The organism is Lysinibacillus sp. FSL W7-1291 (genome assembly GCF_038593415.1).
GTDB classification, from domain to species: domain Bacteria; phylum Bacillota; class Bacilli; order Bacillales_A; family Planococcaceae; genus Lysinibacillus; species Lysinibacillus fusiformis_D.
This window is the reverse complement of the sequence record NZ_CP151994.1, coordinates 4,435,843-4,458,769: the sequence shown is the minus strand read 5'-3', so window position 1 is coordinate 4,458,769 and position 22,927 is coordinate 4,435,843. Positions and strand designations below refer to the sequence as shown.

Genomic DNA, 22,927 nt, shown 5'->3' with positions numbered 1-22,927 from the left:
TCTGAGCTCCATAATAGAACTCAGATTCTGAAAGGATAATTTAATATTCAAAACGATTTACGTAACCTTGCAATTCATCCGCCATATCAAGTAACGTTTTGGCAGAGGATGCCATGTCCTGCATAGAGGATAAAGTTTGCTCAGTAGAAGCAGCAACTTCCTCTGTAGCTGCAGCATTTAATTTGGCGTGATCTGATAATTCAATAGCTGTAGCGGAGACTTCTTCCACGACTGCAGACATTTCTTGTGCAGAGGCAGAGATATCCTCCATCTTTGGCGCAATGTTTCGTAGACTTTCAATAATGCTGGCGAATTTCTTACTTGCTGATTCTGTCAATTGTAAGCCATCCTGAACATCTGCTGAAGCCTTGACCATAGTCTGCACAGATTTAGCTGTATCCTGCTGAATACTCGTAATGAGCGCAGCAATTTGCTCTGCTGATTGGTGAGATTGCTCTGCTAATTTTCGTACTTCATCGGCTACTACGGCAAAGCCTTTGCCATGTTCTCCAGCTCTTGCTGCCTCGATAGCAGCATTGAGGGCTAGTAAATTTGTTTGGTCTGAAATGGCACTAATCATCTCTAAAATGGAACCGATTTCTTTCGTGCGATCATATAGAGTTTTAATCATTGTATCTGATTGTGTAACAGATTCATGAATAGAGTTCATTTGTTGTACAGTTTGCTCGACTGCTTGTCCACCTTCATCTGCCAGTTGGATAGCATGGCTAGAAAGGTCTAATACCTGCATAGAGCTGTCTGCGACCTCAACAACCCCTTTAGCAATTTCCTCAATGGAGATAGCGTTTTGGTCAATACCTGTTGTTTGCTTTTCCGTGCTGACTGCCATTTGTTGCATAGCATCCGCAACCTGTTCAGAGGCAGCAATATTTTGTTCTGCATTGGCAGATAAATCTTGAGCAGACTTTTGAACATGCTGGGAGCTTTGGTCCACGTTGCGAATTAGTTTTTTCAAGCTAACCTTCATGGAGATAAAAGCTTCCCCAAGTTGTCCAATTTCATCTTTAGAATGAATTTCAATAAACTCTGTTAAATTACCTTCACTAATTTTCAACGCGCTTTGCTTAAGTCGATTAATTGGATTAACTACAGACTTAATCATGAAGAGCATAAACATAATACCAACTAGAATGGACACAACAATAATGATCAAGTTGATATTTAAAGTGGAGGCAGCAGCCTTTGCAGCTTCTGCAGTAAACATTGTGCCTATTATCTTCCAGCCAGTAAGTTCATTTGTAGCAAACTGTAAATGACGGTCTCTTTCAATAATTGTGCCGCTTTCTTGCTCATAAATTTTAGTGATATAGTTTTCTGTTGCCTCAGTACCACTTTCTTTTTCAGGCTGTGCGATATAGAGCTTATTGCTATCTAGAAGAGATGCAAAACCAGTCTCTCCAATGCGGATATTATTCGTAATATCACTTAATGTAGAAATGTTAAGATCTAATCCTATGACTCCAGAACCATCTGGTAAAGCCTGCGTAATTGTAATGACAATGTCACCCGTTGATTGTGTAACATAAGGGGCAGTGATGGAGACCTCTCCATTATTATCTAAAGCTTGCTTATACCAAGGTCTTGTACGAGGATCGAAGCCATCAGGATAGTCTTGAGCAGGCTCGTCAAGTAGTTTGCCATCGGCAGTACCAATATAAATCAGCTCTACTTCAGGGTGCATATTAATGTATTCGCTTAGTAATGATTGAAGTTTCGGAATGTTATGATCTTGAAAGTAGGTTTTACTAAATTTTTTTGAAAAATATTGCACATCTTTTAGTTTGGGTTCAATGGTATTCGTAATATTAGTATTAAGAATACGTACACTTTCAGTTGCACTTGCATGTTGTTCTTCGGAAATTTGCTTTTCTGCACTTTGGTAGGAAACAATTCCAATCAACAGGGTTGGGATGAGAAGCATTGCTAAAAACGAAAAAATAAGCTTTTTTCTTAAACTTAGTTGTTTCACTTGTATTATCCTCACATAATTTTTTTAGTCTAAACTTTTCCCTAGAAGGTAAATAATTCTCATTCTATCAGAAATAAAATAAAAGTTAAGTACTTTGGAATAATAATTTACAAGTTATATATATTATGGTCAATTATTCGAAATTTCGCTAAATTGAAATCGTTAGAAGCTATATAAAGCTACAGTTTGATATATACTAATGCTCAAAAGAGGAGGGAAATAGGTTATGATTCATCAAATCGGGCAGGTAATGCTATATGTTAATGACCAAGAGGTAGCAGTAAAGTTTTGGACAGAAAAAGTGGGGTTTGTTGTCGTTGCTGATCAGGAAGAAGCAGGGATGCGCTGGATTGAAATTGCGCCAACGAAGGATGCACAAACATCATTTGTGTTGCACAATAAAGAGATCATAGCTAAAATGCAGCCGGAGCTAAACTTAGGAACTCCGTCTATCATGTTTTATGCTGATAAAATTGAAGAAATGTACCAAGATTTTCAGGCAAAGGGCATTAAAGTGGGCGATTTAGTTATGATGCCAATGGGTAGGGTATTTAATTTTGCTGATCCTGAAAATAACTATTTTGCCTTAGTTGAAAAACAAATATAAATGATGGAATCTGCTCGTATTTTGCTTTGTTTTTAAGCAAAAATGAACAGATTCCTGTTTTTCATCTTATTTAATAGAGAGAGTCTTCTATGATAAATCCTCTCCAAAAATACTAACCGTTTGTCGATCTATCATAAATTCATGACCATTCCATTTTAAAACATTTTCTACATAGCCTAGTCCATCGGCATGATACCTACCTGCAATTCCTTGATACCCTAAAATTTCATAGGTTCCATCTCGATCATAATCAATGGGATATAGTCCGCTAAAAGGGTCTACCCAGCCTTCTATAGGTTGCTTTAATGTACCGTCTGGATTATAAATTTCTGCTAAGTAGTCCGCTCCTTTATACTGTAAATCGATTGTGTATCTTTTAGCGGGATTCGAACTTTGAACTACAGCCTTGTAGTGATCTACATAATTAACGCTATATTTGAGTTTATTATTAAAAGACTCTGCGTCAAAAATAGAACGAACTTGATTGTTGATGGATGAAAATATTTCACCGTTTATAATTCCTCCGCTACCCCCAGTATCAGAGACAACCAGAATATCCTCAATATGATTACCAGTAAAATCGCCTAGAAAAATAGTCGGATTATAGCCCAAATTCTGTTTCAAGGGAAATTGTTGCATTTGTTGTGTTTGCACATAAAAAATAGTGAGTGTGATATTTTTCCACAGAGGGCTATCCGGTTGTTGAACGCCCACTAAAAAAATTGTTTCCAAAAAACCATCGCCATTAATATCTCCAAACTTAGTTTGAATTACTTGTGGAGCCAAATAGGATAAGGTGCCAGCACTTTGTGGCGAATTAAAATGATTAGTCATGTATACACCTCTTTCATTAGTCTTAGCATATGTTGTAAACAAAGCATGGTGCATAAATTAAAGGGTAAAATTGAAACATTGTAATTCATATTAAACTAACAAAAAAACTTGAGTTTCACCCATTGACATTTTCAAATGTGAAAAGTATTATAAATGTCAACGAATCAGAAAATTCAGTACCGAATAGTGTCTCACTACAATATGTAGGCAGAGATTTTTTTTCACTATTAATTCTTAGTAATTTTATATGATTTATATATATTAGGAAGAAGGAGATTTACTTGAAGGATTTATTTGTAAAAACAGAGCGACAACGGTTTTGGTTAGATCAGCTAGCAGCTATTGCAGAGCCAATTAAGGCTGAGGCTGTTGAGGTAGACGAACAATCTCGTTTCCCGTTTGAAGCACATCAATTGCTTTTGCAAATTGGCTATCCACAACTAACTTTACCGAAACAATATGGCGGAGAGGGTTTATCGGTCTATGATATGGTCCTTGTGCAAGAAACATTAGCAAGCTATGACGAAAATGCATCTCTTTCTCTTGGCTGGACATTAGGCGTTGTTGGTGAAATATATGAAACCCACTTATGGACTGAAGATGTATTAACAGCATTCGCTCAGGAAATAAAGAGCGGTGCCATCATTAATAGAGCAGTTAGTGAGGCAGCAACGGGTAGTCCAACACGCGGTGGTCGACCTGGAACATATGCTGTTTCGACAAAAGAGGGCTGGCTATTAAATGGACGCAAAATCTTTACGACTGCGTCACCGGTGCTCGATTATTTCCTTACTTCAGCTTGGATTGAAGAAAAGCAACAAATTGGTTTTTTCCTCATTCATAAAGATTCTGTAGGGCTAACGATTGAAGAAAATTGGGAAATGTCTGCGATGCGAGGTACTAGTAGCCATGATCTTGTGTTAAAAGATGTCATAGTGGCAACAGAGCATTTAGTAGAGTTACCAAGTCATCCTAGTGGTGGCAAGATAAATGGCTGGATACTCCATATCCCAGCAACATACTTAGGTATTGCACAGGCTGCCCGTGACTATGCGATCCATTTTGCCAATCATCATCAACCGAATAGCTTGAATGCTCCGATTAGTACGTTGCCAAATGTACAACAGCTTTTAGGAGATATTGAATTAAAGCTTCATCAAGCACGTTTTGTCTTGTATGGAGTGGCTGAGGCTTATGATGATCCAGCTAGACGTAGTTTATTAACAAATGAAATGGCTGTTGCTAAACATACAGTAACAAACATGGCAATAGATATAGTCGATAAGGCAATGCGTGTAGTGGGAGCGAAAAGCTTGCAGCTATCCAATCCATTACAACGCTATTATCGTAACGTCCGTGCAGGACTTCATAATCCGCCCATGGATGATATGACGATTATAAAGTTAGCGACTGCCGCTATTGAACAACAAAGATTAAATGGAAATTCATAATGATTACATGGAAATAAGGAGAAATGACAGATGAAAAAGAATAGATTATTTCAATTTGCCGCAATTGGTTTGGCTTCTATAGCACTTTTGACGGGGTGTAATTCAGGGGAATCAGCAGATAAGGATTCAGGTGATGGTGAACAGGTTCGTACAGTAAAGGTCGCCTACGATCAAGCCTCCAAGCCTATTAGCTATATCGACGATAATGGAAATCCAACAGGGTATGATGTAGAAGTAATGAAATTAGTAGATGAATTATTACCTGACTATCAATTTGAATACGTAGGTACAACAAGTGATGATTTGTTGATTGGTGTTGAGCAAGGGAAATATCAAGTAGGGGTTAAAAATGCCTTCTTTACACAGGAGCGTACAGAGAAATTTATTTTCCCGAAGGAATTTTTAGGGTTAAGTAGTGCGGGGCTCGTTTTACGTAAAGAGGATGAAGGTGTGAAAACATTAGCCGATTTTGCAAAAAAAGGTTATTCTTTAGCACCGATTGCTGCTAATAACGCGCAATATACAATTATCGATGAGTATAATACGGCAAATCCAGATAATAAAGTACAACTTCAAGCTGGTGATGCATTTACCGTAGACGTTGTGCAGTGGGTAAATGAAGGTCGTGTTGATGGTGGCGTCATGATTGAGGGACCATTTAAACAACAAGTGCTTGCTGAGGATGGCCCTTATTACAACTTAAAAGATGAGGTTGTCTATAACGAATTTGCTGTCATTAAAACATGGCCTCTGTTCAATAAAAAAGAGCAAGAATTTGCTAATGCCTACGATAAAGCGATAGCTCAAATTAAAGAGCAGAAAAAACCAAATGAATTAAGCACCAAGTTCTATGGTCGCGATTTATTTGAAGTGCTAGAAAATGTTAATCGTTAGTTTGAAACGGAACGAATAATAAGGCTGTTGAGTCTTTAATGCTCAGCAGTCTTTATTCATAAAAGGAAAAGTTGGTGAGGAAATGGATAAATATTTTGATGCAACCTACATTTGGAACGCAATCCCAATGTTATTACCATTTTTAAAAATGACGTTCTTAGTTGCAGGGTCCTCGATTATCTTAGGCACACTATTTGGTTTATTGTTGGCGGCAGCTAAGCTATCTTCAATAAAGTGGTTACAAAAATTCGCAAATTTATATACAACGATTATGCGTTGTACGCCATCCATCGTTTTGTTATTTCTTGTCTATTATGGTGTGCCAGCATTAGCAGAAAATGTTGGTCTTAACCTCCATTCAATTGAAACAGCTATATTCGTTGTCGTAACATTCACCTTACAATTTGCTGCAATCATGTCTGAGGTGATAAGATCAGCCTATTTAGCTATTCCAAAAGGTCAGTTTGAAGCAGCGGTTAGTGTGGGCTTAACACCATTTCAGGCATACTGTCGAATTATTTTCCCACAGGCACTTGTCGTTGCTTTGCCGAACTTTGGGAATGGTATGATTGCTTTGCTACAAGAAGGTGCACTAGCTTATACAATTGGTCTAATTGACATTGTGGGCAAGGCAAATTTAATTATTGCCAGTAACATCAATGCTCATGCCTTAGAAATTTATATTGCATTAGCCATTATTTATTGGGTGTTATCAATTATTATAGAAAAAATATTTACTATATTAGAAAAGATATTTGGGAAGGGTAAGAAAACTTTAGAAACAACTTAAGGAGGAGGCGTGAACGTGAATTATCCATTTTTACTTGAAACATTTTTCATTGCATTATCTGGTGTTCCCATTGCACTCCTTGTCACAGTTGTTGCTTTATTGATAGCTCTGCCACTTGGTTTTTTGTTGGCACTCACTAGAATTAATAAAATTCCAGTTATTCATCATCTAGCAAAAATTTACGTTTCATTCGTGCGAGGAACGCCAATCATTATACAAATCTTTATTATCTATAGTAGTATCCCGTTAATGTTAAAAATTATTTTTGAAAAATATAATATTGCGTATGATATTTATAAAATCAATCCAATTTGGTATGCGTTTATCGTGTTTGCATTCAGCTCAACAGCCATTTTAATAGAGGTCTTTCGTTCTGCGTTAAGCACTATTGAAAAGGGGCAATTAGAGGCTGCACACTCAGTAGGTTTGACAACATTCCAAGCTTATACTCGAATTATCATTCCACAAGCATTAGTAGTTGCGCTACCGAATATTTGTACAGCTACCGTCAATCTTATTAAAGCTACCTCGTTAGGCTACGCAATGTCACTTCCTGAAATTACACTGAAGGCAAAAGTAGCTGCAAATGTTGGCTACAATTACGTGGAAGCCTATCTGGATATCTTTATCGTGTACTTAATATTATGTAGTACGGTGGAGTACTTGTTTAAGCGCTATGAAAAATATTTAAGCAAATATAAAGTGGCAAATGCCTAAGGGGTGAATGAGCATGTTAGAAATTAAAAATATTCATAAATCATTTGGTGGTAATGAAATTTTAAAGGGTGTTGATTTAGCAATTGATAAAGGCGATGTTGTTGTTATTTTAGGCCCTAGTGGCTCGGGAAAAACAACATTATTACGTTGCATCAATTTTTTAGAAAAAGCGGATCAAGGACATGCGACATTTGGAGATATTCAAGTGGATTTTCAACATGTGAAGAAAAAAGACGTACATGCAATTCGCCAACGTGTCGCATTTGTCTTCCAAAATTATAATCTTTTCACTAATAAAACGGCATTAGAAAATGTGACGGAAGGTTTAATCATTGGACGTAAAATTCCTAAAGCACAGGCTGTGGACATTGGTAAAAAGGCACTTGATAAAGTAGGTTTATCGGAAAAGTATGATGCCTATCCAAGTCAACTGTCAGGCGGTCAGCAGCAGCGAGTAGGAATTGCACGTGCAGTAGCATTGAACCCAGATATTATTTTATTTGACGAACCAACGTCCGCACTTGATCCTGAATTAGTAGGTGAGGTCCTACAGGTCATGAAAAATATTGCAGCTGAAGGCACAACAATGCTTGTGGTGACACATGAAATGGGATTCGCCAAAGATGTTGCTAAACGTGTGATTTTCATGGATGGAGGCGTTGTCGTAGAAGAGGGTAGCCCTCATGATATTTTCGTAAGCCCAAAAGAGGAGCGCACAAAGAAATTTTTAAAACGTGTCATTCCAGAAGATTACACTTTCTATATATAAAAACACAGGAGGATCTGTCAGTAACAGATCCTCCTGTTATGTTGTTGAAGAAAGACGAAGTAAATAGCAGAAAAAGACTTTTTGGCAAGGCGAGAGGTTGATTTCCGTTCCGCCAGCATCCTTCTCAGGGCGCGTCCGATGAGCCGCTTCACGCATTCCGTTCGCTCTAGGGTCTCAGCTGTGACGCTGGCTCCACTCCAACCAACCATGTGCAAAAGTGTCTTTTCCTTCTCTTTCATACTGGACGTAGTGGGCTCGGCGCACGCCCACAGGAAAGCAAGTAGCCTGCAACGGAAATCCATTTTCACCTTTCACAAGAATTCTATTGATAGTTTTGTTTTTCAGCACTATGACAGGAGGATCTGTTAGCTATCATTGAAGGAAATGCGTTAATTTGTTGATGGAATAAATGTGTAGCTCATGCATAGCCCTCGTGCAGGCTGTATAAAAATAGTACCGTTCGTTTTCCTTTGCGTAATTAGCAGCAGATGCATTATAAATAAGCACAGCATCAAATTCGATACCTTTCGCCATATAAGCTGGAAGTAATAAAATACCCTTTTTAAACTGCTTCGTATTATGGTTAATCAATTGAATATCTACTTGATTACTTAATTGCCCATATACTGCGGAGCATTCAGCAGCAGTTTTACAAATGACAGCAATGGTTTCAAATTTAGCAGAGAGGTGATGGATGTTTTGGGTAATTTCATCTATCAGTTCCAATTCATTAGGAACGACAGTAATTGATGGTTCTGGACCAGTTCGGTTAAATGCCTCAACTTCGCTACCATCATTTAAAATTTTTGCAGTAAGTTGAATGATTTGTTTTGTCGAACGATAGCTTTTCGTTAAAATCATTTTTTCAGCCTGCTCACCATATAATTGAGGGTCGAGCAGGGAAGGGTTATCGAAGGTATGTGGATGAATCGTTTGATGTCCATCTCCTAAAATAGTCATACGTGCTTTTGGGAATAACTGCTGTAATACAGTTAGTTGGAATGGAGAATAATCTTGCGCTTCATCAATCAATACATGATGGATCATCGTATTAGTCTGCTGCCCTTCAATTTTGTCCTGTAAATATAAAAATGGTGCTGCATCTTCATAAGCTATAAAACGTTTTGCTAAATTTGGAAGTGTCTGCTGGCAAATATCCTCCCAATCGTTTGGCATAAGATGCTGTAAATCTTTAGTAATGGGATTATTCAAATCAAAGAGTTGGCGATACGTACCTAACATATGCACAAACTTTAATTGGTGAACGGAATTGCGTAACGGTTTAAAGTATTTTTTAACAATTTGTCTCGCTAATTTTTGTCGTTCTTGATCTAAATCATCGAATGAATTTTCAGTATAGCGCCCTTCGTATAAAAGCTCACTGTAAGACTTGGAGTAGTCCTCTTTATCTAATAGTTCAGTCGCTTCTTCTACCCATTCTTTTGTACGCTCAGCCTTTTCAAATTTCGTCAGTTGCTGCAATAACCATTCTTTTACGAATTGTAGGCGATTTGGTATCGACATAGTGGAAGGGAAAGAATAGAAGTATTCAGTAATTTCCTGTGCTGTAATAATTCGTTCCCCACGAAATACGATATTTTTAAATAATAAGCCCTTATTGGATAAATAGCTTACATATTGATCCATCAAATGCTTGTAAGCAAGGCTCGCTTTATAAGATATACTACTTAATTTTGTTTGATAATGAGCTTCATCTTTTTCTGTTAAAAGGCCCTCTAATTGCTCGTACGGATATTCCAATTTAAACTGTCGACCTAATCGCTTTTCTACATACTCTATAAACGTTAATTGCTGCATATTGTCCTCGCCTAAATCAGGTAAGACCGTATGGACATATTGGTTAAAAAGTTGATTAGGTGTAATCAGTAAAATTTGATCGGCCGTCATTTCATTGCGATAGCGATACAATAGATAAGCGACTCGTTGTAAAGCCACAGCTGTTTTACCACTACCCGCAACACCCTCTACAATAAGATAGCGTGATTGAACATGGCGAATAATTTTATTTTGCTCAGCTTGAATCGTTGCAACGATACTACGAATATGCTCGTTTGCATTTTGTGCAAGGATAGCAAGCAATAAATCATCCCCAATGGTAAGACCAGTATTAAACATCGATTGTAGCTGCCCGTTTTTAATAATAAATTGCCGTTTCAGTAGCATTTCACCATGAATCTCTTCTGCTGTTGTGTCGTAGGAGGCTTTACCTGGTGTGCAATCATAGTACATACTTGATATAGGTGCACGCCAATCATAAATAACTATATTTTCATCTTGTTCGTCCAATAAAGTGGCAACACCTATATAAATTTTTAATGGATCTTGCTGCCCATCTTGTAAAAAGTCAATACGAGCAAAATAGGGTGACTGTTGTAAACGTTCGTATACCTTTACATTCTGAATTGCACGCTGCTGTGCAAGCTCTGAGTCAGAGAGAAGCTCTACCTGTTGCTTAATCGCGAAAAAGGTTTCGTCAACATCTTCAGCAGTGTCTAAATTGACTCTGACATCGTTCCAAAAAGTTTTCTTCAGAGCGACAGCATTTTCCTTGAAGCTCTTTTCTTTTAGCAATAATTCGTTCTTTTTGTGATCAATGAGGTTTAAACTTTGCTCAAGATGATGTTTTTCTTCTAGCCAGTCATTTTGATTTTCCAACGTTTACTCACATTCCTCTCCATATTTTTCTCTTCTGTTAGTAGTAATCCTCACCTATAAATATGGTGAAAAGAAAATAATTGTGATTCTCCTTTAAATGGTTGTCCAAACACCTTTTTTAGTATATAAACGTATTTAACCTAAGAGGAAATGTAGGGTGATTGAATCAGGAAATTTATCATACATCTACTCCGCAATGAAGTATAGTCTAATAATTATTGTAAATTTATGCTATAATAAAATTATAAAGAAACCTGCGTTTAACGATAAAGGCTGTTCCACAAATAAGTGGAGCAGTCTTTTTTATATGTAGGAAAGTCTAACATTATGCCTGTTTTTTAAGAATTTGTTATTAATATTTAGTTTTTATTTGTCCTAGAAGTAAAAATAAATTTAACTGAATTGTCGAAATATATTGACATTTCATCTTCTGTTTTTTATTCTTGTGTATAAAGTTTCCGTTAATCGGAATGTTTTTCCGCTTGGTGGAAACTTGTAGGTGTGTAAGAAATGCTTAATGGATACGTTGTCTGTGCCTCAGTTCAAAGCTAAAGAAAAAATTATTAGGGGGAGACGGTTATGGTAAACCTACAGCAAGATAAAAAAGAAGATGAACCACGGATAAAGGGAATTAATGCATTTGTATTAATGTTTATTATTATTTTAGTCATGTCGTTACTGACCTATATTTTACCAGCTGGACAATATGAAAGAGTTGAGAGTAATGGCAGAATGATAGTAGATCCAGAATCCTTTCAGTATATCAAGTCAAATCCTATTGGCTTTCTAGAAATATTCAATAGTGTGCATCTGGGAATGCTTGAGGGTGCTTCTATTATTTTATTTGTCTTTTTATTTGGAGGCGCTTTAGGGGTAATGCAAAAGACTGGAGCTATTGATTCCTTTATTAAAGTTATGGCCTCGAAATTTGGAAAACAAGAGTACGTATTAATCCCTATTCTAGTTTTAATATTTGCTAGTTTAGGGACACTAATTGGCTCAGCAGAGGATACGCTTGTCTATATAGCGATTATTATCCCGTTAACGATGGCACTCGGAATGGATGCGATTACAGGCTTTGCGATCGTCATGCTAGGTACATTAGCAACTGGCTTTACTTCAGGCATTACGAACCCATTTAACATTGGTGTAGCTCAAACTATTGCAGAGCTTCCAATGTATTCAGGAATGTCATATCGAATCATTGTGTTCATCGTTTTTTATAGTTTGACAGTACTTTATATATACAGGCATGCAAAAAAAGTGAAGAGTGACCCATCGAAAGGGATTTACGGAAAGTTTAAAAGAGAAGAGAGCATCAAAATTGATTTAGACTTTAAGATGAGCCCACGTCATTTGATAGCACTATTCGTATTATTGGGAAATTTTGTTGCATTGATTGTAGGGGTAATAAAGTATCAATGGTATATAAGTGAAATTGCCGGTGTCTTTCTATTAAGCAGCATTATTATGTCTATTATTTGTAAGATTGGACCAAATAAAATGGCTGAAGGGTTTATTTCTGGTGCCCGGGATATGGTAGAAGGAGCATTAATTATCGGATTTGCCCAAACCATTTTAGTTATTACTACAAATGGAGGATTAATTGATACTATTCTTCATTTTGTTTCAAATACTGTAAGTGTATTACCTGCTTCTATCAATGCGATAGGAATGTTTTTGCTTCAGCTCTGCTTAAATTTCTTAGTACCTTCTGGAAGTGGACAAGCTGCGTTAACGATGCCGATCATGACGCCTTTAGCCGATTTAATTGGTGTAACTAGGCAAACAGCCGTACTGGCTTTCCAGTTTGGTGATGGTATTTCAAATATGGTCATTCCAACAAGTGGTGTTTTATTAGCGGGACTAGCAATAGCAGGTATTCCATTTTCAAAATGGTTCAGATGGGTATTTCCTTACTTCCTTATACAGACAGGCTTAGCGATTGTCTTATTAGTCATTGCGCATCTCATAAATTATGGACCATTTTAATAAAATAAATAATAAATTAGGAGTGATTAGATTGATAGAAACAGCTAATTTAAAACAACAGGTTGTTGAATGGCGTCGGCATTTGCATATGCATCCTGAATTATCACATCAAGAGCATAAGACAGCTCAATATATTTATGATCAATTAATAACGTTTCCTCATTTAGAAGTAAGACGTTTAACAGAAACAAGTGTATGTGCCTTTTTAAGAGGTACAAAAACAGAAGATAAAGGACATACCATTTTACTACGAGCTGATATTGACGCATTGCCGATTGAAGAAGAAACGGATCTACCATTCAAATCAATAAATCCAGGGGTCATGCATGCGTGTGGACATGATGCTCATCCAGCCATGTTACTTGGTGCAGCAAAGGCATTGGCTGAGCGTGGGACCAATTTTAATGGAGAAATTCGTTTTGTTTTTCAGCATGCTGAAGAGGTGACACCAGGGGGGGCTGCTCAACTAGTTGCACTAGGAATAGTAGAGAATGTCGATTATGCTTTCGCTTTACACGTGAGCCCTGATTATGAAGTAGGGCAATTTGCTATGAAAGATGGTAAATTTACTGCAGCAGCAGATGATTTTGAAATTAAAATTTATGGTCGTGGCGGTCATGCATCAACACCAGAGGTCGCTATAGATCCTTTAATAATTGGTTCTGAAATAGTTGTAGCTTTACAAACAATAGTGTCACGTAAAGTGCCAAGTACACATGCACCTGTTTTAACTGTTGCAAAATTTCACTGTGGAACGGCATTAAATATTATTGCAGATACAGCAGAGCTTGGAGGAACAATCCGTTCCCTAGATGCGAAAATTCGTGTGGATACACGAGAACATTTAGAAAAGATAGTGACAGGTATTGCAACTATGCACGGTGCAAAAGTAGACATTAATTGGGAGCTAGGTTGCCCTTCCGTCACAAATGATAAGGAATTAACGGCATTATCTCGTCGTATAGCTGGAGAGATTGTTGGTGCTACAGGTGTGAAGGTATTGCCTGAACCTATATTTGGCACAGAGGATTTTGCCGATTTTTCAGAAGTTGTTCCCTCATCTATGCAATTTATCGGGGTACATAACGTAGAGTTTGGTGAAGCGTACCCATTGCACCATCCTCGTTTTAAAGTAGATGAAGAAGCTCTTATATATGGTGTTCGTTACTTTGAAAATATAGCACGGACACTTTGCCCATAAGTGACGTAAGCTAAAAAATAATGAAGGCATGAGTATTGGTGTGGTAATGGCTCATGCCTTTTAAATTGCTTACAGTATGTATTGAAAACTAAAGGATTGTTCTTTTAATACGATATAGAAACTTGAAGGGAGGTGCAGAGGATGAAGGTAATCTTTACAGTGGGGTTGCCTGGAAGTGGAAAAAGTACATTTGTGAAACAGCTAGCGAAAAGTGAAAATGCGATTATTCTTTCCAGTGATGCAATACGTCAAGAATTGTTTGGTGATGCCACCAAGCAAAAATCACGAGTAGTCTTTCGCACGTTATATGAGCGTCTGAATGATTTAGTGGCAAAAGGTTATTCTGTCATTGTAGATGCCACCAATATAGAGCGGGAGCGCAGAATGTTTGCACTCCGCAAATTGTCGAGTGCGGTTAAGAAGGAATGCTATTACTTTGATACCCCTTATTCAATCTGTGTAGCCAGAAACCAACGGCGGAAGCGGCATGTACCATTATTGGTGATGGAAAAAATGAGAAAGCATCTAGAGTTTCCTACAGCAGGAGAAGGGTTTGATGAAGTGCATATTGTACATGAATCAAGTCCCTATGATATCTCTCGACAGCAATTTGTCTCACTTATACAAAGCCAACCCACTTATGAAGAACTGTTTCAAACACTTCGATCAGTCCCACTTTTTAAAGAAATTTATCATTTCAATCAAGAAAATCCATACCATCAATTTTTACTATGTCAGCATACGTATTTCGTGTTTGCCTATATCAATGAATACTACTTGGAAAGCGATAAACTGGCACTACAATTGGCTGCATTGTTCCATGATGTCGGCAAACCATTTTGCAAAAAATATAAACCATTGCAACAACGATATGGCTATTATGGGCATGAAAATGTATCTGCCCAATTGGTTTGTCATTTTCTCGTAGAGTTGGGCTTTGAAGAGGATTTTGTGTTGAAGGTTGTTCATTTAGTGCAATTTCATATGTTAATCCAGTATGGGGGCGATAAAGGCGGAAGCCAAATTTATCACTTATTAGATGGTGATTTATTAACAAGACTTTATTTCTTCCGAGAGGCAGATCAATTTGCTAAATAAAAAGGAAAGGAAGTGGAACTATGACGAAATTAATGAAATACCCAAGAAGCTTTCATTTACCCTGGAGCAGGGGCTATACCCATGATGATAAAGTTGCTAAAAATGTGAATCATTTTATAGGAAAAGAAGTGGTGGTCACTGAAAAACTAGATGGGGAAGGCACTACGCTTTACAAAGACTATATGCATGCCAGAAGCATCCATTCAGCCAATCATCCTTCTAGACATTGGATAAAAACATTTCATGCAAGTTTTGCGTATCGAATTCCTAATGATTGGCGCTTATGTGGAGAAAATATGTATGCGAAGCATTCCATTTATTATCAAGCCTTAACAAGTTATTTTTATTTATTTAGTATTTGGAATGAAGATAATATTTGTTTAAGTTGGGATGAAACGGTCGCTTTTGCAGCTGAGTTAGGTATTGAAACAGTACCCGTTTTATATCGGGGTATTTTTGATGAAGAACAAATAAAACGGACATTTACTGGTAAATCCATTTTTGATGGTGAACAAGAGGGGTATGTGATTAGAAACGCTGCCTCATTCCATTATGATGATTTTCGCTATAATTTAGGAAAATTTGTGAGACCGCAACATGTTCAAACAAGCGATCATTGGCTACAGGAAGAAATGATTCCAAATGGCTTAAAATAAAATGGATCTAACAAAATTACTTTGATTAAAGATTAAATAAAAAGGACTGAGAAAAATGTAATACTAAATCAATTACTCCAAAAATATATAATATGAGGAAGTGTGCAAGGAATGCATATCCCTTTTGAAAAGGGCTTACAGGTTCGATTCCTGTCATCCTCACGCAAAGGTAAATAAAAATGAACTCTCATTTCTACACGAGAGTTCATTTTTTTTATTTAGTATAGTTATCGAAGTAACCTTGAATATAAATCATAGGTGTTCCTTTGTCACCTGAGCCAGATGTTAGATCAGATAGCGAACCGATTAGGTCTGTTAAGCGACGAGGTGTTGTTCCTTGTGCAGCCATTTGACCCGTTAAATCTTCATCTTTATTTTGAATGTATTCAGAAATAGCGGCTTTTAATTCTTCACCTCGAAGGTTAGCAAAGTCGTTATCTGCTAAGTATTTCAATTTAACCTCGTTTGGTGTTCCATGCAATCCAGCCGTAAACGCTGGTGAAACAACAGGGTCTGCAAGCTCCCAAATTTTACCCACTGGATCTTTAAATGCACCGTCACCATAAATCATGACTTCTACCGTTTTGCCTGTTGCCTCTTTAATTTTTGCTTGGATTCCATCAACAATTGGCTGACAAGTATGGGGGAATAGTTTTACACTATCCTCTGTCGCTTTGTTAGAGCCAAGAAGACCATATTCTGCATTGAAGCCAGACCCATTAATAGACTCAGCTAAAATATTATCAAGGCTGTAAACTTTTTCAGCACCGTTTGCTGTTAAAATGCGCTTTGTACGGAAGCGTGTATGAATATCACATGTTAATACACTCTTTGTATAATTTAAAATTGTTTTTGGGTTATTAGAGAAGATGACTTCACATTTAGCGCCTTCTGCTTCAATTAACTCTTTATAGTATTCGATATAATCTACACCCGTGAATGTATGTTTTTGGTAGCCAAAATGTTCACGGAATTCAACCTCATTTAATGTATCTGTCCAAGGGTTAATGCCTTTTACATCTAACTCATCAATATCTACAAGGTGATTACCTACTTCATCGGATGGGTAGCTTAGCATTAGTACAACCTTTTTAACACCTTTGGCAATACCACGTAAACAGTTGGCAAAGCGGTTTCGACTTAAAATCGGGAAAATAACGCCGACAGTATCATCGCCGAACTTAGCTGCCACATCTACAGCGATATCATCTATTGATGCATAGTTACCTTGTGCACGTGCTACAACAGATTCAGTTACTGTGACAATATCACGATCCTCGATTGCATAGCCTTCAATTGTCGCAGCATTTAACACTGTATCTACAACGATTTGTTCAATATTATCGCCTTCGTTAATAATAGGACCACGAAGACCTCTTACAACTGTACCGATTACACGTTCCAACTTAATCTCTCCTCATTCTATCAATCGTAAAGTGAAATAAAATCCATATGATTTTACTATACGCTCCAGTAATGATATAAGTAAAATTAATAGTTCATATAATAGCTATAAGAGGTGCTTATATGATAGGGAAATTAGATTTATATCGTATTTTTAGTGTTGTAGCAAAAAATAATAGCTTTTCGAGTGCGGCTAAGGATTTATATATGACACAGCCTGCTGTTAGTCAGGCAATGATGCAATTGGAGAAGGAGCTTGGAACACGTCTTTTTAATCGAACTCCAAAAGGTGTGACGCTGACAACAGAGGGTAGTCTTCTCTTTGAATATACGAATTCAGCTTTAGGGCTTTTAGATGCTGGTGAAGAAAAGTTGCTAGAGTTTAAAAATTTAACAACAGGGCAATTAAAACTAGGAGTAGGGGATACCATTTCACGCTTCTTTTTAATGCCTTATTTAGAAGCATTCCATACAATGTATCCGAATATCAAATTACAAATGTTGAATGGTACAACATCTGAAATATGTAATTTTATTAAATCGGGTGAGGTCGATATCGGATTTTGCAATTTTCCAATAGAGGATTCAACATTACAGTTAACCGTATGCACGAATATTCAAGATATCTTCGTGTGTGGGGAGAAATACAAGACACTTGCGTCTAAAAGTTTAAGCTATGAGGATCTTTTGAAATTTCCACTTATCTTTCTAGAGAAAAAATCGAATTCACGAAAGTATGTGGAAGACTATCTCTTTGCAAGAGGTATCCATATTGAACCCGAATTTGAGCTAGGTTCACATGATTTGGTGTTAGAGTTTGCTCGTAGTAATCTCGGTATTGCGTGTGTAACCAAGGAATTTTCAAAGGACTATCTCCAGCGAGGTCTTCTCTATGAATTAACCTTAATGGAAAGTATTCCAACAAGGAGTATTGGTATGTGTTATTTGAAAACAGTACCTCTTTCTAGAGCAGCGACAAAATTTGTGGAAATCATTGAAACTAAGCGTTTGAATACGAGAAGAACCATAAAGAAAGCTTAGCGACGAGAAAAAGTCAGCTAAGCTTTCTTTATTAATATATCTATGAGTATGTCGACATTGCGCTTATTTTTCATCGTTGGTGAGCAAAGATAAGAAAATGTCCGCAGAAAATGCTGTCCTTCAAGGGGCAAAATGGTCATATCTTCATTTTTTAATTCACGTTCAATAACACAAGCGGATAGTAAGGAAAGACCAAGTCCCTGCATAACGCTCTCTTTGACCCCCTGATTACTACTAATCGTCAAAAGTGATTGGATTTGTAGACCGTTAGCTCTGAATAAATGATCTAAATAATAACGTGTCCCAGAGCCTTCTTCACGGGCAACCCAGTTTTGCTGTTGAAGTTTATCAGGGGTAATGGGTTGTTGCTTTGTCAGTGGATGATTACTGGCACTGACAATAAATAGTTCATCCTGCATAAATGGCTTAATTACCAGTTCATTATCCTGTGCTTGCCCTTCTATCAGACCAATATCAACTTGCAATAATTTTGTATATTGAATGATTTCTTTTGTATTGCCAATAATAATTTGAAGCTCAAGTTGTGGGAACTGTTGCTGCAAGCTTGCTATGATGGGGGGCAATATATATTCGCCAATCGTAAAGCTTGCTCCAATGACTAATGTACCTTGTACCTCTTGATGATAGGCCGCAATATCCTCTTTCGCCGCTTCAGTTATAGCCATGATTTGCTTCGCTCGTTTATAAAGAATTTCACCAGTTGGTGTAATTTGTACGGATTTTGGTGAACGAATAAACAAGGTTGTTTGTAATTCTTGCTCTAGGTTTTTAATGTGTAAGCTAACACTTGGCTGTGAAATATGAAGTATTTCAGAGGTTTTCGTAAAATTATTGACCTCAACTAGTGTGACGAACGTTTTTAAAGCTTCGTATTGCATAGTTTCACCTCTATTATTAGAAATGTTAATGATAATGATTATATATATGTATTTTACTAATAGTTCGCTTTTTATTAAAGTAATAATCAACAAGGGAGAAAGAAGTGAACAACATGGTTAATAGACAGAATAAAGTGAAATCCACCCTTAATCCTAATTTCTTGAAGGGAGTATTGTTAACACTCCTTATTGCTTTAGTAGCGAAATATATTGCCACATTTCCTTTCTTTTCAATATTAGGTCAGTTGGTTATTGCCATTATATTAGGAATGGCTTGGAGAGCAGCTTTTAAAGTACAAGATTCATGGCAAGTGGGTATTGCCTTCTCTAGTAAGAAGCTATTACGGCTTGGCATTATTTTATTGGGCATGCGCTTAAATTTGGCAGACATTTATCATGCAGGGGCAAATGTTTTTTTGATTGCAGTCATTAATTTAGTATTTGCTTTACTAGTTGTGTACGGATTAACAAAAATGTTTAAAGTGGAACAGAAGCTAGGGATATTAACGGCTTGTGGGACAGCAATTTGTGGGGCTGCTGCTGTAGTGGCAATCGCACCTCAAATAAAAGCAAATGAAAAAGAAACGGCAGTAGGGGCAGCAATTGTTGCCTTATTAGGGACTATATTTACGCTTATTTATACGGTTATCTATTCCATCATCGACTTAACGCCAACAGAGTACGGTATTTTTGCAGGTGGTACATTACATGAAATTGCCCATGTTATTGCAGCAGCGTCTGCTGGTGGAAATGAAGCCATTGATATAGCGGTTATTGTGAAATTAACACGTGTTGCCCTACTTGTACCAGTAGCAATTATGATCGGTATTTTCTATCGAAGAATAGACAAAAATAAAGAGAAAAAGGCATTTTCCTTCTCCATCATTCCGTGGTTTATTTTAGGGTTTTTAGCGATGAGTGCTATTAATTCATTGGGGATTATACCAGCTAATGTAGCACAAGCATTTGTCAATATTGCGTATATTTTAATCGCTATGGCCATGGCTGGCCTTGGGTTAAATGTGGAGATTAAAACCTTTAAGGAGCTTGGTGTAAAGGCATTTATTGCTGGTTTAATTGGCTCTGTTTGTTTATCCGTTTTGGGTTATATACTAGTCATTATTTTATCTTAAAAAAAGACCCTGCATAGTCGGTTCAACATGCAGGGCTTTTTAGATAGAATCAGAAGATAATGTATAAATAATTTAATTGTCGTTCATTAACGTAAAGCTTCGATGGAAGATGCTAATTCAGCCACCACAATTTTGCTGCCAATCATTGGGCTGTCCGCTTTTTCTCCCTCAGAACCCGAACTTGGACGCTGATGGGCTGCTGCGAATGCATCGCTATTACGCCATGCTTGGAAATGCTCTTTGGATTCCCAATACATATTAACACTCATCTCGTCATAAGTAGGATCGTCGGTCGAAATTAACACCTCTACTTTATGGAAGCCTTCAAATTGTTGTAGTGGACCTGGCTTTGTAAAGTTAGGTGCCATTTTCGCAGCAAAACCAGGTTTCACTTGAATACGATTAGTTACAATAATCATGCTTTTACCCCCCTTAATTTCATTTACTTAAATTTTGAATGAATTATCATTGATTATCATTCGCAATCAATGATAAGTGGCTTAGGAAGACATTGTCAATAGATGCCCCTCTATATATTATCTCATAGCAGTTTATGGGCTGTATATAGGCTGACATTTAACTGACATAATCTGGTGCTATAATGAATGTAAGAGCGAACTAGTATCGAGGTGAATGCCTATGGCAAATATTTTAGTAGTAGAAGATGAATATGCAATAAGTCAGGTGTTAAAGGTATATTTACAAAAAGTGGGTTATGATGTGACACAATGTTTCAATGGTGGTGAAGCCTTGGACATGTTTCGGGAAATACAGCCAGACCTAGTGTTATTAGATATTATGTTGCCAGAGAAAAACGGCTGGTCCATTTTAAAGGAAATTAGAGAGCTAAGTACTTGCCCTGTTATTATGTTGACAGCATTAGGTGAAGTAAACTACCGCTTAGAAGGGTTTGACCATGGGGCAGACGATTATATTGCTAAGCCTTTTATTGCAGATGAAGTTGTTGCAAGGGTGAGGGCTGTTTTAAGACGTGCTGAAGGAAGCACAAATTCATCCGTTATAAAACGTTATGGTTCTTTAACCATTGATAGTAAAGCACATAGGGTATTTCTTGGTGAAGAAGAAATTATATTAACGCCAAGAGATTTATCAGTGCTTATGTTTTTAGCAGACCATCCCAATCAAACATTTACCCGTGATCAGCTCATAGATCAAGTTTGGGGTTGGGAGTATGAAGGTAGTGATCGAGCAGTAGATTTAGCTATAAAGAGGCTTAGAAGGGCATTAAAGGAATGGGATGGGGCAGAAGGAGAAATAAAGACACTACGTGGATTGGGGTATCAGCTAAGTGTTCAAAAAAAATAAGCGAATATCTTTACTCCAATATTGGACGAGCCGTTATTTATTAACACTTTTTATTGGCTTAGCTATAATTTCCTTCATCTCGGCTGCGTGGATTCGTCATACAACATTTGAAAATCGATTAGAATTGATGGCGTTTTTAGCAGACGAGACGGTCTATCGTTTAACTGATACAACAAATCCTAATAATGGGCCGATAAAGGGTATTCCAGGCTTTATTGGGGATCGTGAGCGCTTCAATATGAGAGAGATTGATCCGATTTTGTATGTTGTTGACACAGAAGGCAATATACTGACGAGTAACCGCCCTGTGCCTCCTGGCAGTGCCAAAAATGTGACTGGTTTGTTGGATGGAGAAGAAGGGACGAAGGAAGTAACTGGGGAAAGAGAGCCCGAATATGTGGTTATAAGAAAGATAGAAAATAATGATCAGTTATTGGGCTGGGTTCTCGTGATGGAGAAGAAGGTAAATTTAACAAGCGTTAACCAAGCATATGGTCAGCTCGCCTTATTGATTGGAGCAGTGGCTTTATTAGGCTGGATAGCCATTTACTTTTTATCAAAGCGTTTAGCCCGTCCAATCAAGCAAGTAGCAGAGGCAGCCAAGCATGTCCAGGAAGGTCATTATGCTGTTGATTTACCTCAAGATAGTAAAGAAAAAGAGGTCTATGAGCTTGTTACATCCTTTAAAAATATGGCGAGTAAGCTAGAACAACTGGAGAAAACGCGAACGGAATTATTAGCAGGTGTCACTCATGAGTTGAAAACACCTGTTACCTCGATAAGTGGTCTATTACAAGCTGTAAAAGATGGCGTTGTAACAGGGCAGGATGCGATAGAGTTCATTGAAATGGCGATGGTTGAAACAACAAAAATGAAAACAATGGTTGGTGATTTACTTGCCTTTAACCACTTTGCTGTGGATGCTATCCCCGTGAAGATCGAATCTGTAGATGTTAATCAGTTATTGCGTGATGCAGTGGCTCAGTGGGAAGTCATGCAGGATGATGAGCTTGTAAGTGTGAATTTGCACTTATTAGATCAACCTGTACTGGTAGAGGCTGATATTGTTCGTATCCAACAAATCATGACAAACCTTTTAACGAATGCCAAACAGGCGATGGACAAAGGAACAATCACCTTAACGTTGACAGATCAAGGGGATACGTTATCGATGATAGTCAAAGATACAGGGCGCGGTATCCCTCAGGAGGAACAGGCATTTATTTTTGAGCGTTTTTATAGAGGAGAAAATAAAAAATATACAGTTCGAGGCTTGGGTTTAGGACTACCACTTAGTAAAATGATGGCACAATCTGTCGGGGGTGATTTACGATTAATCGAAAGCAAGACCTCTGGCACATCCTTTGAATTAGTATTACAAAAGGCTACTACGCTGTAAGAGCGTGGTAGCTTTTTTATGTTGATGCAGCCAATCATTGTACCGAGAGT

20 protein-coding genes and 1 tRNA gene are annotated in these 22,927 nt (G+C 37.4%); 15 read left to right on the top strand and 6 right to left on the bottom strand.

Going from position 1 to position 22,927, the window contains the following annotated elements; genetic code table 11:
* Positions 1-40 precede the first annotated feature (40 nt).
* Positions 41-1,990: a methyl-accepting chemotaxis protein gene (locus NST76_RS21805; protein WP_340812372.1), complete on the bottom strand. Its 1,950-nt coding sequence runs from the start codon at positions 1,988-1,990 to the stop codon at positions 41-43.
* Positions 1,991-2,216: 226 nt separating this feature from the next.
* On the opposite strand from NST76_RS21805, the gene NST76_RS21800 reads away from it, so the two are divergent.
* Complete coding sequence (locus tag NST76_RS21800; protein ID WP_089933349.1) at positions 2,217-2,597, top strand: VOC family protein; 381 nt, start codon at positions 2,217-2,219, stop codon at positions 2,595-2,597.
* An 87-nt stretch (positions 2,598-2,684) separates the two neighbouring features.
* Here NST76_RS21800 and NST76_RS21795 read toward each other — a convergent pair whose 3' ends face one another.
* Positions 2,685-3,431, bottom strand: a complete 747-nt coding sequence (locus NST76_RS21795) for a hypothetical protein (protein WP_036119444.1) — start codon at positions 3,429-3,431, stop codon at positions 2,685-2,687.
* A 281-nt stretch (positions 3,432-3,712) separates the two neighbouring features.
* Between NST76_RS21795 and NST76_RS21790 the strand changes: the two genes are divergently transcribed.
* From NST76_RS21790 to NST76_RS21770, 5 genes are all read left to right on the top strand, one after another.
* Complete coding sequence (locus NST76_RS21790) at positions 3,713-4,882, top strand: acyl-CoA dehydrogenase family protein (protein ID WP_058844106.1); 1,170 nt, start codon at positions 3,713-3,715, stop codon at positions 4,880-4,882.
* A 30-nt stretch (positions 4,883-4,912) separates the two neighbouring features.
* A complete protein-coding gene (locus NST76_RS21785; RefSeq protein WP_036123919.1) occupies positions 4,913-5,776 on the top strand; it encodes a transporter substrate-binding domain-containing protein in 864 nt (287 codons plus the stop codon).
* An 82-nt stretch (positions 5,777-5,858) separates the two neighbouring features.
* Positions 5,859-6,566 (top strand): amino acid ABC transporter permease, encoded by a 708-nt coding sequence (locus NST76_RS21780; RefSeq protein WP_036123917.1) that lies wholly within the window; start codon positions 5,859-5,861, stop codon positions 6,564-6,566.
* A gap of 15 nt (positions 6,567-6,581) precedes the next feature.
* On the top strand, positions 6,582-7,283 hold the full coding sequence (locus NST76_RS21775; protein WP_036123914.1) for an amino acid ABC transporter permease: 702 nt from the start codon (positions 6,582-6,584) through the stop codon (positions 7,281-7,283).
* A 13-nt stretch (positions 7,284-7,296) separates the two neighbouring features.
* Entirely contained in the window at positions 7,297-8,052 is a 756-nt protein-coding gene (locus NST76_RS21770) for an amino acid ABC transporter ATP-binding protein (RefSeq protein WP_058844107.1), read from the top strand.
* Positions 8,053-8,424: 372 nt separating this feature from the next.
* On the opposite strand, the gene helD is transcribed toward NST76_RS21770, so the two are convergent.
* Positions 8,425-10,728: an RNA polymerase recycling motor HelD gene (gene helD / locus NST76_RS21765; RefSeq protein ID WP_036123902.1), complete on the bottom strand. Its 2,304-nt coding sequence runs from the start codon at positions 10,726-10,728 to the stop codon at positions 8,425-8,427.
* 579 nt (positions 10,729-11,307) lie between these two features.
* On the opposite strand from helD, the gene NST76_RS21760 reads away from it, so the two are divergent.
* The 5 genes from NST76_RS21760 (at position 11,308) to NST76_RS21740 (ending at position 15,837) form a co-directional block, all read left to right on the top strand.
* The gene (locus tag NST76_RS21760) at positions 11,308-12,720 is read left to right on the top strand and encodes an AbgT family transporter (protein ID WP_036123899.1); all 1,413 of its coding nucleotides are present in this window, start codon (positions 11,308-11,310) and stop codon (positions 12,718-12,720) included.
* Between the two features lie 22 nt (positions 12,721-12,742).
* Entirely contained in the window at positions 12,743-13,921 is a 1,179-nt protein-coding gene (locus NST76_RS21755) for an amidohydrolase (protein ID WP_308221978.1), read from the top strand.
* Positions 13,922-14,062: 141 nt separating this feature from the next.
* Positions 14,063-15,019, top strand: a complete 957-nt coding sequence (locus tag NST76_RS21750; protein ID WP_058845143.1) for an AAA family ATPase — start codon at positions 14,063-14,065, stop codon at positions 15,017-15,019.
* A gap of 20 nt (positions 15,020-15,039) precedes the next feature.
* Positions 15,040-15,675, top strand: a complete 636-nt coding sequence (locus NST76_RS21745) for an RNA ligase family protein (RefSeq protein ID WP_036123890.1) — start codon at positions 15,040-15,042, stop codon at positions 15,673-15,675.
* A gap of 94 nt (positions 15,676-15,769) precedes the next feature.
* Positions 15,770-15,837, top strand: a tRNA-Ser gene (locus NST76_RS21740).
* 52 nt (positions 15,838-15,889) lie between these two features.
* Here the strand turns inward: NST76_RS21740 and NST76_RS21735 are convergent.
* Complete coding sequence (locus NST76_RS21735) at positions 15,890-17,080, bottom strand: coenzyme F420-0:L-glutamate ligase (protein WP_058845142.1); 1,191 nt, start codon at positions 17,078-17,080, stop codon at positions 15,890-15,892.
* 122 nt (positions 17,081-17,202) lie between these two features.
* Between NST76_RS21735 and NST76_RS21730 the strand changes: the two genes are divergently transcribed.
* A complete protein-coding gene (locus tag NST76_RS21730) occupies positions 17,203-18,120 on the top strand; it encodes a LysR family transcriptional regulator (protein WP_058845141.1) in 918 nt (305 codons plus the stop codon).
* A gap of 17 nt (positions 18,121-18,137) precedes the next feature.
* Here NST76_RS21730 and NST76_RS21725 read toward each other — a convergent pair whose 3' ends face one another.
* Positions 18,138-19,019 (bottom strand): LysR family transcriptional regulator, encoded by an 882-nt coding sequence (locus NST76_RS21725; RefSeq protein ID WP_036123879.1) that lies wholly within the window; start codon positions 19,017-19,019, stop codon positions 18,138-18,140.
* Between the two features lie 113 nt (positions 19,020-19,132).
* Between NST76_RS21725 and NST76_RS21720 the strand changes: the two genes are divergently transcribed.
* Positions 19,133-20,152: a YeiH family protein gene (locus NST76_RS21720; RefSeq protein WP_058845139.1), complete on the top strand. Its 1,020-nt coding sequence runs from the start codon at positions 19,133-19,135 to the stop codon at positions 20,150-20,152.
* Between the two features lie 86 nt (positions 20,153-20,238).
* On the opposite strand, the gene NST76_RS21715 is transcribed toward NST76_RS21720, so the two are convergent.
* On the bottom strand, positions 20,239-20,571 hold the full coding sequence (locus tag NST76_RS21715; RefSeq protein WP_036123876.1) for a heme oxygenase: 333 nt from the start codon (positions 20,569-20,571) through the stop codon (positions 20,239-20,241).
* A 220-nt stretch (positions 20,572-20,791) separates the two neighbouring features.
* On the opposite strand from NST76_RS21715, the gene NST76_RS21710 reads away from it, so the two are divergent.
* Positions 20,792-21,478, top strand: a complete 687-nt coding sequence (locus NST76_RS21710) for a response regulator transcription factor (protein WP_330493783.1) — start codon at positions 20,792-20,794, stop codon at positions 21,476-21,478.
* Entirely contained in the window at positions 21,462-22,877 is a 1,416-nt protein-coding gene (locus NST76_RS21705; protein ID WP_342535193.1) for a HAMP domain-containing sensor histidine kinase, read from the top strand. The genes NST76_RS21710 and NST76_RS21705 overlap by 17 nt, the downstream gene beginning before the upstream one ends.
* Positions 22,878-22,927: the final 50 nt, after the last annotated feature.

Excerpts from the sequence above, each read along its gene's own strand:
- NST76_RS21800 (WP_089933349.1), top strand. The coding sequence starts at position 2,217 with ATGATTCATCAAATCGGGCAGGTAATGCTATATGTTAATGACCAAGAG.
- NST76_RS21770 (WP_058844107.1), top strand. The coding sequence starts at position 7,297 with ATGTTAGAAATTAAAAATATTCATAAATCATTTGGTGGTAATGAAATT.
- NST76_RS21795 (WP_036119444.1), bottom strand. The coding sequence starts at position 3,431 with ATGACTAATCATTTTAATTCGCCACAAAGTGCTGGCACCTTATCCTAT.
- NST76_RS21715 (WP_036123876.1), bottom strand. The coding sequence starts at position 20,571 with ATGATTATTGTAACTAATCGTATTCAAGTGAAACCTGGTTTTGCTGCG.
- NST76_RS21785 (WP_036123919.1), top strand. The coding sequence starts at position 4,913 with ATGAAAAAGAATAGATTATTTCAATTTGCCGCAATTGGTTTGGCTTCT.
- NST76_RS21730 (WP_058845141.1), top strand. The coding sequence starts at position 17,203 with ATGATAGGGAAATTAGATTTATATCGTATTTTTAGTGTTGTAGCAAAA.
- NST76_RS21760 (WP_036123899.1), top strand. The coding sequence starts at position 11,308 with ATGGTAAACCTACAGCAAGATAAAAAAGAAGATGAACCACGGATAAAG.
- NST76_RS21725 (WP_036123879.1), bottom strand. The coding sequence starts at position 19,019 with ATGCAATACGAAGCTTTAAAAACGTTCGTCACACTAGTTGAGGTCAAT.
- NST76_RS21750 (WP_058845143.1), top strand. The coding sequence starts at position 14,063 with ATGAAGGTAATCTTTACAGTGGGGTTGCCTGGAAGTGGAAAAAGTACA.
- NST76_RS21720 (WP_058845139.1), top strand. The coding sequence starts at position 19,133 with ATGGTTAATAGACAGAATAAAGTGAAATCCACCCTTAATCCTAATTTC.
- NST76_RS21780 (WP_036123917.1), top strand. The coding sequence starts at position 5,859 with ATGGATAAATATTTTGATGCAACCTACATTTGGAACGCAATCCCAATG.
- NST76_RS21710 (WP_330493783.1), top strand. The coding sequence starts at position 20,792 with ATGGCAAATATTTTAGTAGTAGAAGATGAATATGCAATAAGTCAGGTG.
- NST76_RS21745 (WP_036123890.1), top strand. The coding sequence starts at position 15,040 with ATGACGAAATTAATGAAATACCCAAGAAGCTTTCATTTACCCTGGAGC.